A 10,858-nucleotide genomic window follows, 5' to 3' on the forward strand; every position below is an offset into this window, starting at 1 on the left:
ACATCACCGCCAACGAATCGGTCTTATCATGTAACGCTATACAATCTTTTTATGTTGCGCCGCATCATCATAAATGGGAGGTTCTTGTCAGCGGGAGGGATTGCCATGGCTATCGCGGAACTCACTTTATCCAGCAAAAATTATTCCTCCTGGTCGCTGCGGGGCTGGCTGTTGTGCCGGATTGCCGGGCTGCATGTCCAAGAAAAAATGATCGCGCTGAATGATCCGGAGAATCGCGCGGAACTGCTGTTGCTTTCGCCCTCCGTACTCGTCCCGCGCCTGACCCATGAGGGCGCGAGTGTGTGGGATACGCTGGCGATCGCCGAATATCTGCATGAGCTGTATCCCGATGTGGGCATGTATCCCGCCGACCGCATCGCCCGCGCCCATTGCCGGTCGGTGTCGGGGGAAATTCATTCGGGCTTTGCCAACCTGCGCTCCGCCCTGCCGATGAATCTGAAGGTCCGGCATGCGCGCTTTCCCATATTTTCCGGCGCGAAGCCGGATATCGAGCGGATCGAAACGATCTGGGCGGAATGCCTCGACAGCTATGGCGGCCCCTGGCTGTTCGGGGACAAGCCTACCGTCGCCGATGCGATGTTCGCGCCCGTCGCCGAACGTTTCCTGACCTATGCCGTGCCAGTGTCGGCGACCGCCGCAGCCTATTGCCAGACTGTCAATGGCTGGCCGCTGATGCGCGAATGGATCGACGAAGCGCGGATCGAGCCGGACGAGGTCGAGGAACTGGATATCGAATTCTGACCCGCCCTTCCCCCTGCCGTGGCATGGGGATAGAAGCGGGTCATGACGATACGCACGCTTGGCCTGGCTCTGGCCCTCACTGCCGCCCTTCCCGCCTCTCTCGCTGCGCAGACGACCGATCCGCAGCAATTGGCCCAATCCGTCCGCACGCTGGCGTCCGACCTGTTCGAAGGGCGCGCGCCCGGCACGATCGGGGAGGAGCGGACGATCGGCTATCTGGTCGGCCGGTTTCAGGCTTTGGGACTGGAGCCGGGTGGTCCCGATGGCCAGTGGGTGCAAAGCGTGCCCCTGCTCCACACCCGCCTCGGCAAGGCGCAGAAGCTGGGCATCGCACAGGGCGGCGTCACGACGGACTGGACCGTTGGCAGCCACGTCTATCTTTCCACCCTCCAGCCCAAGGACAAGGTTGCGGTGGAGGCCGCGCCGTTGGTGTTCGTGGGCTATGGGGTTTCCGCGCCGGAACGTGGCTGGGATGATTATAAGGGCGTGGACCTCAAGGGGAAGGTCGCGGTCTTCCTGATCAACGATCCTGATTTCGAAGCGAACAAAGGCGAGGATGCGTTTGGCGCATTCGGCGGACGCGCCATGACCTATTATGGCCGATGGACCTACAAGTTCGAGGAAGCCGCGCGGCGCGGCGCGATTGGCGCGCTGATCGTCCATGACACGCCCGGCGCTGGCTATGGCTGGAATGTGGTGGTCAGTCCCGGTGGCGAAAATTACGATCTGGTTCGTCCGGCAGACAAGTTGACCAGCCTGGCAGTACAGGGCTGGGTCGAGGGAGACGCCGCCAATGCCTTGTTCGATGGCGCGAGCCTCGATCTGGCTGCGCTGCGCAAGCAGTCGCGCAGCAAGGCCTTCCGTCCCGTGGAACTGACCGGCGCGCGCTTCTCCGCCGCCTTTCCGGTGACGCAGGAAGTGGTGCAGAGCGCTAATGTCCTGGCCCGCATTCCCGGCACCAAGCGGCCGGACGAAACGGTGATGTATGGCGCGCATTGGGACGCCTATGGCAAGGGCGCGCCCGACGCCCAGGGACGCATCTATCGTGCCGGGGCCAATGACGATGCGCTGGGCATCGCAGGCCTGTTCGAAATCGCGCGCGCGTTCAAGGCTGGCCCTGCCCCCGATCGCTCGGTCCTGTTCGCGGCGTGGACGGCGGAGGAGCGCGGGCTGCTCGGCTCCGAACATTATGCCCAGAACCCAGTCTGGCCCCTGGACAGCACCGTTGCCAATCTGACCCTCGACATCCTCCAAACCGCTGGCAAGGCGAAAGATGTCATTCTGGTCGGCAAGGGGCAAAGCACGTTGGAGGATGATCTGGCGAAAGTCGCTGCTGCCCAAGGCCGTGTCGTCACGCAGGAAAGCCTGCCCGAAGGCGGCCTTTTCTATCGGGCCGACCATTTCTCCATGGCCAAGCGTGGCGTTCCCGTGTTGCTGCTGATGGGCATTGCCGGGGCGTCCGACCTGGTCGAAGGCGGCCGCGCGGCGGGACAGGCCTGGGTCGATGCCTATACCGGCCAATGCTATCATCAGGCGTGCGACGCGATCGGCCCGGATTGGAAGCTGGACGGCGCAGCGCAGGATGTCGACCTGCTGCTGAACATCGGCCGTGACCTCGCCACCTCGACCCGTTGGCCGCAGTGGAAGCCGGGATCGGAATTCAAAGCGGTGCGCGACAAGAGCGTAGCGGCGCGCCGCTGACGCCGGAAGGCAGACTTTGCGCGCGATCCGGTCGCCGAAGCGCGGCAATAAAAAAGGGCTTCTCCCGCGTGGGAGAAGCCCTTTTTTGTTAGCTTAGCCTGTCAGCCGATCACGCGGCCAGCTTGCGCAGCACATATTGCAGGATGCCGCCGTTCAGGAAATATTCCAGCTCGTTGATCGTGTCGATCCGGCACAGCGCGGTGAAGGTGAAGGTCGAACCGTCGGCGCGCTTGACGATAACGTCCACATCCTGGCGCGGCTTGAGGCCCGCGACATTCTGGATGGTGAAGGTTTCGTCACCGGTCAGGCCCAGCGTGTCCTTGCTCTCGCCATCCTTGAACTGAAGCGGCAGCACGCCCATGCCGACCAGGTTCGAACGGTGGATGCGCTCGAAGCTTTCGACGATGACCGAACGGACGCCCAGCAGGTTGGTGCCCTTGGCCGCCCAGTCGCGCGACGAGCCAGTGCCATATTCCTTGCCGCCGATGACGACCAACGGCGTGCCGTCGGCCTTATGCTTCATCGCCGCGTCATAGATGGGCATGACTTCGCCTTCGTAACGGGTCATGCCGCCTTCGACGCCGTCGAGCATCTGGTTCTTGATGCGGATGTTGGCGAAGGTGCCGCGCATCATGACTTCATGATGGCCACGGCGCGCGCCATAGCTGTTGAAGTCGGCCTGGGCGACCTGATGCTCGCTCAGCCACTGGCCAGCCGGGCTGGATGCCTTGATCGAACCGGCGGGCGAGATGTGGTCTGTGGTGATCGAGTCACCGAAGATCGCCAAGGGCTTGGCTTCGATGATGTCGTTGACCGGTGCCGGGGTCATGCTCAGCCCTTCGAAATAGGGCGGGTTGGCGACATAGGTCGAGCCTGCGCGCCAGCTATAAGTGTCGCTGCCCGTCACGTCGATCGCCTGCCAGTGCTCGTCGCCCTTATAGACATTGGCGTAGCGCGCCTGGAACATCGCACGGTCCATGCAGCCTGCCATGGTCGAAGCGACCTCGGCATTGGTGGGCCAGATGTCCTTGAGATAGACGTCGTTGCCAGCGGTGCTGACGCCGATCGGCGTGGTGATGAAGTCTTCGATCACCGTGCCCTTGAGCGCGTAAGCCACGACCAGCGGCGGGCTGGCGAGGAAGTTCGCGCGCACGTCGGGCGACACGCGGCCTTCGAAGTTGCGGTTGCCCGAAATGACGGCGGCCGCGACCAGGCCGTTTTCGTTGATCGCCGCGCTGATCGCCGGGGCGAGCGGCCCGGAGTTGCCGATGCAAGTTGTGCAGCCATAGCCAACGAGGTTGAAGCCGATCGCGTCCAGATGCTCCTGGAGGCCTGCCTTGTTGAAATAGTCGGTGACGACTTGGCTGCCGGGGGCCAACGAGGTCTTGACCCACGGCTTGGGCTTGAGGCCCAATTCGTTCGCCTTCTTGGCGACGAGGCCCGCCGCGACCATGACGCCGGGGTTCGACGTGTTGGTGCAGCTGGTGATCGCAGCAATGGTGACGTCGCCGTCGCCAATGTCGAAATCCTCGCCTTCGACCGGAACGCGCTGCTGCGCCTTCTTGTAGACGTTGGCGAGGTCGGCGTTGAACACGTCATCGACTTGCGGCAGCGAGACGCGGTCCTGCGGGCGCTTGGGACCGGCAAGGCTGGGGACGACCGTGGACAGGTCGAGTTCCAGCGTGTCGGTGAAGACGAGATCGGCGGCAGGGTCGATCCAGAAGCCCTGCTGCTTGGCATAGGCTTCGACCAGCGCGAGATTTTCGTCGCTGCGGCCGGTCAGGCGCATATAGTCGATCGTCTTGTCGTCGATGCCGAAGAAGCCGCAGGTCGCGCCATATTCCGGGGCCATGTTCGCGAGCGTAGCACGGTCGGCGAGGCTGAGCGACGCCAGACCGGGGCCGAAATATTCCACGAACCGGCCGACCACGCCCTTCTTGCGCAGCATTTCGGTGCAGGTCAGCACCAAGTCAGTGGCGGTCACGCCTTCGTTCATCGTGCCGACCAACTTGAAGCCGACGACTTCAGGGATGAGCATGGAAACGGGCTGGCCCAGCATTGCCGCTTCCGCCTCAATGCCGCCGACGCCCCAGCCAAGCACGCCCAGACCGTTGACCATCGTGGTGTGGCTGTCGGTGCCGACGCAGGTGTCGGGATAGGCCACCATATTGCCATCGGTATCTTCGCTCGACCAGACGGCCTGGGCGATATTTTCGAGGTTCACCTGATGGCAGATGCCGGTGCCGGGGGGCACGGCGTAGAAATTGTTGAGCGACTTGCTGCCCCATTTCAGGAAGTCGTAGCGCTCCATATTGCGCTGATATTCGATTTCGACATTCTGTTCGAACGCCTTGGGCGTACCGAATTCATCGACCATGACCGAGTGGTCGATGACGAGATGGACGGGCACCTGCGGGTTGATCTTGCTGGCGTCGGCGCCGAGCGCGTTCATCGCGTCGCGCATGGCAGCCAGATCGACAACGCAAGGAACGCCGGTAAAATCCTGCAGCAGCACGCGCGCGGGGCGATACTGGATCTCGCGCTGCGCCTTGCCTTTGTCATTCTGCCAGTCGACGATCGCCTGAATGTCCTCGACCGTCACGGTGACGCCATCTTCGAAGCGGAGCAGGTTTTCGAGCAGCACCTTCATCGAGAAAGGCAGTCGCGAAACGTCTCCCAATTTCGCGGCGGCCTTTTCGAGCGAATAAAAAGCGATGTCCTTGCCGTCGACATTCAAAATGTCGCGGGTGCCGAGCGTGTCCTGTCCGATGGCGGTCATAAGTTGTGCGTCTCCTCGCAAATGCCGCGGCCATGCGGAGGCAAGTTGACGCTTTCCACCCGTCTCTCGCCGACCGGCCCGATGGTCCGGGCAGCAAGGTGGAGGGATGCGCCCCAACCGTCGGCCGAAGCGGGTATGTCCCGATGTTGCAGCGCCATACAGACTGCCGCGCCCAAGTCAAATGGACAAAGCAACCGTTGCACCTTTGGAGGAGGCGCATTTTTTGCGCTTGCCTGACCAAAGCGGGAAACAACTGCCGGCGGTTTCGATTTGAAGCGCGACATCCATGGGATGCGTAGCATTTCATCCAGGGTGGGGCGAGCCCCACCCTGGATGGCAAATCTACCGGGCGTTGAGGAGGGTGATTTGCTCTCCCAGAACGTCATGCGGGGTGCGATAGTTCAGGCACTTGCGAGGGGTGCTGTTGATGCGATCAGCAACGGCCTGGATTTCCTTATCCGATAGCAACGCCAGGTCCGTGTCAGACGGCAGGAAGCGCCGTATGCGACCGTTGCTGTTTTCCACGCTGCCCTTTTGCCAGGGTGCCGATGGCAGGCAGAAATAGCTCGTCATCGCGAGTTTCTTCTGGAGTGTCACAAAGGCAGCAAATTCCGTTCCCCGGTCAAAGGTGATGCTCTGACGCAGGGAAGGGGGCAGCATGTGCAAGTGGTGCTGGATTCCCGACATGACGCCGGCGGAATGCCGACTGGGATTGCGGGCGAGGATAGTAAACCGGCTGCGGCGCTCGACCAGCGAGGTGAGGTTGGCTTTGCCATATTCCAACCTGAAGATCATCAGGTCGCCTTCCCAATGACCAAAGCTGCTGCGATTACCGATTTCGGAAGGGCGTTTGCCAATGGTGTTGGCCAAAGGGATATGCAGACCGCGGGGCTTGCGCGCATAGCGCTGCCGTCGAGATCGACGGGCAACAGGCAGAAGGCGCCACAGGCCCTGGCTTCGTCCGTCCGGCCCATAGACGAACTGGTAGATGGTCTCGTGACAGACGGCTTCACGATTACCGCGATGGCGTCGAAGGTATCCCGCAATCTGCTCCGGCGACCAGGCTGCTGACAAGCGGTCGGCGATATAGGCGGCAAGCTCGGGCTTTCGGGCGATTTTGCCGCCACGCACCCGGCGCCTGTCCGCCATCGTTTGTGCGGCCGTTGGAAAATAGCCACGAAACACCGGCTCGTCATCGAGATGCTGATTACGTTTGAGCTCGCGATAGATGGTCGAACGATGTCGCTGCAGCGACGCTGCTATCTGATGCACGGACCGCCCGGTTGCAGCCAGTTGATAGATCTGTCGCCGCTCATCCAAACCCAGATGCTGGTAGCCGTTCATCATGTGCCTTCCTGGAAAGGGGATCAAACCCCTATAAATCCTAGGATTTCGCACTTCGATCTAGAATCCACCGCCTATAATGACGTTAGTGCGAGACAATGGGGGATTCTTCACATGCACCCTTCCCAAGTCCTGCCTAGCCACGACATGATCGCCGTCTATCGCCCCGGTGGCGTGATGCGCTGTCCCGATTGCGGGCAGAGCCAGTGGCTGATCGGTCGAGTAATGGCGGAATGCGCCTGTTGCGAAGCGGCCCTGCCGCTCGACCTGGGCTATCGGGCGTGGCTCGACACCGCCAACGCCCCGCCCCGATCCCTGCGCCTCTGATCAGCGGGCTTTTTCAGTCGCAATCCACCCTTTGATCTGGCTTTCCAGCACCGTCAGCGGCACCGCGCCTTGCGCCAGAACCGCGTCATGGAAGCGGCGCAGGTCGAACTTTGCGCCCAGGTCCGCTTCGGCCTTCGTCCGCAATGCCCTGATCCGGATTTCGCCGAGCTTGTAGCCCAGCGCCTGACCCGGCCAACTGATATAGCGATTGACCTCGGCATCGATATTGGCCGCGGACAGCGCGCTGTTGTCGGCCATGAAGGCGACGGCGCGCGCCTTGTCCCAGCCCTTGGCGTGGAGGCCGGTATCGACCACCAGGCGACAGGCTCGCCACATCTCGTAAGACAGGCGCCCCATCATTTTTTCAGGCGTGTCGTAGAGACCCATCTCCTCACCCAAATATTCGGTGTAGAGCGCCCATCCCTCGACATAGGCGGTGAAGCCCGCGAGATATTTGCGGAAGGGCGGGAGCGGCAATTCCTGTTGCAGGGCGATCTGGTTGTGATGGCCGGGCACCGCCTCATGCGCGGTGAGCGCGGGCAGTTCCCAGAAGGGGCGCTGGTCGAGCCTGGACGTGTTGACGAAGTACGTTCCCGCTATGCCGCTCTCCGGCGCACCGGGCATATAATAAGCAGTGGTCGTGCCTTCGGCCTCGGCCTCTGGAATGGGTTTGAGGCCGTAGGGCAGGCGTGGCAGGGTGTTGAAATAGCGTGGCAGCAGGCCATCGATCGCCTTGGCCTGGCGCGCGGCGACCTGGAGCAGTTCTTCGGGCGTCTTGGCATAGTAGCGTGGGTCGGTGCGCAGATGCTCGATGAAGGCGGCGCGGTTGGGATAGCCGGCCTTGGCTGCCACATCGTCCATGCGGGCGCGGATGCGGGCGACTTCGGACAGACCGATGGCGTGAATTTGGTCAGGGGTCAGGTCGGTCGTGGTATGCGTCCGAACCCGGCTGGCATACCAGGCCGCGCCGCCCGGCAGGGTGGAGGCGCTGTCGCTCTTGCGGCAGGCGGGCTGGTAATCTTTGACGAACAGGTCATGCCATTTGCCATATTCGGGCGTGATCACGTCGCGGATCAGGGTGATAGCGCGCGCCTGCATCGCGGACCAATCGGGGTCGCTGATCGTGCGGGGCTTGGGGCGGGTGAACGGCTCGTAGAAGCGGGTCGATTCCGGCTTGCCCGCCACGATGCCGCTGATGGTGGCCGCATAATTGCCCAGCACTGAGCAAGGCAGAACATAGCCGCCCTCGATCGCCTGACGGGTGATGGCGAGGGCGTCGCCATTTTGTTTCGGGTAGAGCGACAGGCGAGTGAGATAGCTGTCATATTCGGCGCGGTCGTAGAAAGGCAGGCCATCGCCCATGCCTGCAAAACCCTGGTGCCAGCCATAATAGGTGGTGAACAGCATCAGCCGTTCGGCCTGATGCGCCTCCCCCGCTATGTCGTCGCGCAGCATCCACAACAATACGGCGCGGTTGACCCGATCGGCGGGATCGAGCGTCGTTTCGCCGATCGCTTCCAGCCGGGCCACGAAGGCCTGCTCGGCCTTGATCTGCGCGGCGCGGGCGGTGAGCGACAGGTCATAGATGCGGTCATCATAGGTGCGGACGCCACGCGCGGTCGCCTCGACCGGATGGGTGGAGAGCCACCATGTCCAATGATCGTCCATGACCTGCGTGAGTGTGTCGCGGGGCGTTTGCGCCTGGGCGAAAACGGGCGTGGCGACGGAGAGGAGAAGTGGAAGGATCTTGCGCATGACGCAAGGGGATCGCGTGTCCCCGCTGCTTTGGCAAGGGGTTTCAGGCGGGCGCTACGCCATCGGCCTCGACAATATCGTCGCCCATATAAAAGCCCTGAACGCGCACCCGTTTTTCGACAAGATCGACGGGTACGCGGAGCAGGACGAGGCGGTAGGTGCCGCCAACATCGCGCCGGAGCAGAAAACCGGCGGCGTCGCGAACGAGCCGCCCGGTTTCATCTACGTCAGCGCCACTTTCTATCATGCGGTCAGTCTATCGCATCCTTGATGCCCTTGCCAGCCAGGATGCCGAGGACGAGGAACAGGACGAAGACGGCGAGCGCGATGAAGAAGAGGATTTTGGCGATGCCGACGAAGGTGCCAGCGGCGCCGCCGAAGCCGAGAACCGCCAGCACAGCGGCGATGACGAGTGAGATGACTGCGAGTTTCAACATGGTGATCCGTCCCTTTCGATGGAAATGCTATGATTTCCGAACGGATGACGGCGCACGGGGTTCCCGTCAGACCCAGCCTTCCAGCACTTGGTTGGGGGGACGGTGGCCATCGACCCAACTGCGGATATTGGCGATGACCCGCGCGCCGGTCGCATCGCGGCCTTCGAAGGTGGCCGATCCCATGTGGGGCAGCAATACGACATTGGCGAGGTCGAACAGGCGCGCATCGACCGCCGGTTCATGGGTATAGACGTCGAGGCCTGCGCCAGCGATCCGCCCTTCGTCGAGCGCGACGATCAACGCGGCCTCGTCAGTGATTTCAGCGCGGGAGGTGTTGATGAGATAGGCGTCGGGGCGCATGAGGGATATCCGCCGCACATCGATCAGCCCGCGACTGTCGGCATTGAGCGGACAGTGGATCGAGATGATGTCGCAAGCGGCGAGCAGGGCATCGACATCGCCCACCCATTCCGCTTCCAATTCCTGCTCCACCTCGAACGGCAGACGGTGGCGGTTATGATAAGCGATCGACAGGCCAAAGGCGCGGGCGCGGCGGGCAACGGCACGACCGATCCGGCCCATGCCGATAATGCCGAGCTTCTTGCCGCCGATGCGGTGACCGAGCATCCCCGACGGGCTCCAGCCGCGCCACTGGCCGGACCGGACCAGCTTTTCCCCTTCCGCCAAGCGGCGGGGAACCGAGAGGATCAGCGCCATGGTCATGTCGGCGGTGTCTTCGGTCAGGACGCCTGGCGTGTTGGTGACGATGATCCGCTTCGCCTGCGCCGCGGCCAGATCGATATGATCGACCCCTGCCCCGAAGCTGGCGATCAATTGCAATCGCTCCGGCGCGCCGTTCAGCAGGGCGGCGTCGATTGTGTCGTTGATGGTCGGCACCAGCACGTCGCACTGCGCCATGGCGCGGGCCAGTTCGGTGCGGCTCATCGGGGCGTCGCCGACATTGAAGCTGGCGTCGAACAGTTCGGCCATGCGCGCCTCCACATTGGGCGGCAGGCGGCGCGTGACGATGACGCGCGGCTTGGCAGGGCGCAGTTTTTTGGCCATGGCCCTGCCGCTATGCCCGCCTGCGGCGTCGGTCAAGCGGTTATGCGGGAATGACTGTCGCGATGCCGCGCGGCGGGCTAAGGGATGATCATGGGTGACATGGGAAATGGGTCTGGAATGAAGCTGTTGATGCGGGGCGCTGGCGTGGCGATGGCGCTGGCCATGACGGCGGCGAGTGTCGCCGCGCCAGGCAAGCCGGTGCCCTATTGGGCGTCGATCGCACAGGACGAGGCGCGGATGCGCGTGGGGCCGAGCCTGGATTACCCCTCCAACTGGGTCTATCGCCGCCGCGACCTGCCGGTGAAGGTCGTGCAGGTGCTGGGACTGTGGCGCAAGGTGCAAGACCCGGACGGCGCGCAAGGGTGGATGCATGTGCGCCTGCTCAGCGATACGGCGACCGGGATCGTCAAGGCAGAGGTAGCCCCGCTGCGGCAATCGGCGAGTGATGGCGCGCGGACATTGTTCCGGGCGGAGCGCGGCGTGGTTGGGCGGCTGTCCGACTGTTCGGGCGGCTGGTGCAGTTTCGACGTGCGTGGCCAGCGTGGCTATGTGAAGGCCAGCGACGTGTGGGGCGCGACCGACCAATAGGATCGGACGCGCTTAACTTCGCATATTTCCCGCAAATCTTGAAATTATCATATAGAAACTCGTAACTTTGTTACAATGGTTAGGCCGGGCTGCAATGTGA

The 10,858-nt window shown here is 62.8% G+C and carries 10 protein-coding genes; 4 read left to right on the forward strand and 6 right to left on the reverse strand.

The features are described from left to right. Window positions 1-105: 105 nt before the first annotated feature. Window positions 106-762 (forward strand): glutathione S-transferase, encoded by a 657-nt coding sequence (locus tag ACZ2HM_RS06750; RefSeq protein WP_470426576.1) that lies wholly within the window; start codon window positions 106-108, stop codon window positions 760-762. 42 nt (window positions 763-804) lie between these two features. Further along, a complete protein-coding gene (locus ACZ2HM_RS06755; protein WP_470426577.1) occupies window positions 805-2,463 on the forward strand; it encodes a M28 family metallopeptidase in 1,659 nt (552 codons plus the stop codon). A 109-nt stretch (window positions 2,464-2,572) separates the two neighbouring features. On the opposite strand, the gene acnA is transcribed toward ACZ2HM_RS06755, so the two are convergent. Both acnA and ACZ2HM_RS06765 read right to left on the reverse strand, forming a co-directional pair. Further along, on the reverse strand, window positions 2,573-5,242 hold the full coding sequence (gene acnA / locus ACZ2HM_RS06760) for an aconitate hydratase AcnA (protein WP_037479826.1): 2,670 nt from the start codon (window positions 5,240-5,242) through the stop codon (window positions 2,573-2,575). A gap of 342 nt (window positions 5,243-5,584) precedes the next feature. Continuing rightward, a complete protein-coding gene (locus tag ACZ2HM_RS06765) occupies window positions 5,585-6,589 on the reverse strand; it encodes an IS30 family transposase (protein WP_069064301.1) in 1,005 nt (334 codons plus the stop codon). A gap of 111 nt (window positions 6,590-6,700) precedes the next feature. On the opposite strand from ACZ2HM_RS06765, the gene ACZ2HM_RS06770 reads away from it, so the two are divergent. Beyond that, window positions 6,701-6,913: a hypothetical protein gene (locus tag ACZ2HM_RS06770; RefSeq protein ID WP_156106317.1), complete on the forward strand. Its 213-nt coding sequence runs from the start codon at window positions 6,701-6,703 to the stop codon at window positions 6,911-6,913. Here ACZ2HM_RS06770 and ACZ2HM_RS06775 read toward each other — a convergent pair whose 3' ends face one another. The 4 genes from ACZ2HM_RS06775 to ACZ2HM_RS06790 all read right to left on the reverse strand — a co-directional run bounded on the left by ACZ2HM_RS06775 (window position 6,914) and on the right by ACZ2HM_RS06790 (window position 10,170). Then, entirely contained in the window at window positions 6,914-8,668 is a 1,755-nt protein-coding gene (locus ACZ2HM_RS06775; protein WP_470426578.1) for a DUF885 domain-containing protein, read from the reverse strand. A 43-nt stretch (window positions 8,669-8,711) separates the two neighbouring features. Beyond that, the gene (locus ACZ2HM_RS06780) at window positions 8,712-8,915 is read right to left on the reverse strand and encodes a DUF5818 domain-containing protein (protein ID WP_076605625.1); all 204 of its coding nucleotides are present in this window, start codon (window positions 8,913-8,915) and stop codon (window positions 8,712-8,714) included. A gap of 4 nt (window positions 8,916-8,919) precedes the next feature. Continuing rightward, window positions 8,920-9,105 carry a DUF1328 domain-containing protein gene (locus tag ACZ2HM_RS06785; protein WP_037480476.1) on the reverse strand — a complete coding sequence of 62 codons (186 nt, stop codon included), beginning with the start codon at window positions 9,103-9,105 and terminating at the stop codon, window positions 8,920-8,922. A gap of 66 nt (window positions 9,106-9,171) precedes the next feature. Continuing rightward, window positions 9,172-10,170 (reverse strand): 2-hydroxyacid dehydrogenase, encoded by a 999-nt coding sequence (locus ACZ2HM_RS06790; RefSeq protein ID WP_069066386.1) that lies wholly within the window; start codon window positions 10,168-10,170, stop codon window positions 9,172-9,174. 90 nt (window positions 10,171-10,260) lie between these two features. Here ACZ2HM_RS06790 and ACZ2HM_RS06795 point away from each other — a divergent pair, with 90 nt between their 5' ends. After that, window positions 10,261-10,758 (forward strand): SH3 domain-containing protein, encoded by a 498-nt coding sequence (locus tag ACZ2HM_RS06795; protein ID WP_037473694.1) that lies wholly within the window; start codon window positions 10,261-10,263, stop codon window positions 10,756-10,758. Window positions 10,759-10,858 lie beyond the last annotated feature (100 nt).

It is taken from the genome of Sphingobium sp. KKT206 (genome assembly GCF_055640555.1).

What these genes read in the sequence shown, in the direction of transcription:
- ACZ2HM_RS06750 (WP_470426576.1), top strand. Translation starts at nt 106, where the DNA reads ATGGCTATCGCGGAACTCACTTTATCCAGCAAAAATTATTCCTCCTGG.
- ACZ2HM_RS06755 (WP_470426577.1), top strand. Translation starts at nt 805, where the DNA reads ATGACGATACGCACGCTTGGCCTGGCTCTGGCCCTCACTGCCGCCCTT.
- acnA (WP_037479826.1), bottom strand. Translation starts at nt 5,242, where the DNA reads ATGACCGCCATCGGACAGGACACGCTCGGCACCCGCGACATTTTGAAT.
- ACZ2HM_RS06765 (WP_069064301.1), bottom strand. Translation starts at nt 6,589, where the DNA reads ATGATGAACGGCTACCAGCATCTGGGTTTGGATGAGCGGCGACAGATC.
- ACZ2HM_RS06770 (WP_156106317.1), top strand. Translation starts at nt 6,701, where the DNA reads ATGCACCCTTCCCAAGTCCTGCCTAGCCACGACATGATCGCCGTCTAT.
- ACZ2HM_RS06775 (WP_470426578.1), bottom strand. Translation starts at nt 8,668, where the DNA reads ATGCGCAAGATCCTTCCACTTCTCCTCTCCGTCGCCACGCCCGTTTTC.
- ACZ2HM_RS06780 (WP_076605625.1), bottom strand. Translation starts at nt 8,915, where the DNA reads ATGATAGAAAGTGGCGCTGACGTAGATGAAACCGGGCGGCTCGTTCGC.
- ACZ2HM_RS06785 (WP_037480476.1), bottom strand. Translation starts at nt 9,105, where the DNA reads ATGTTGAAACTCGCAGTCATCTCACTCGTCATCGCCGCTGTGCTGGCG.
- ACZ2HM_RS06790 (WP_069066386.1), bottom strand. Translation starts at nt 10,170, where the DNA reads ATGGCCAAAAAACTGCGCCCTGCCAAGCCGCGCGTCATCGTCACGCGC.
- ACZ2HM_RS06795 (WP_037473694.1), top strand. Translation starts at nt 10,261, where the DNA reads ATGGGTGACATGGGAAATGGGTCTGGAATGAAGCTGTTGATGCGGGGC.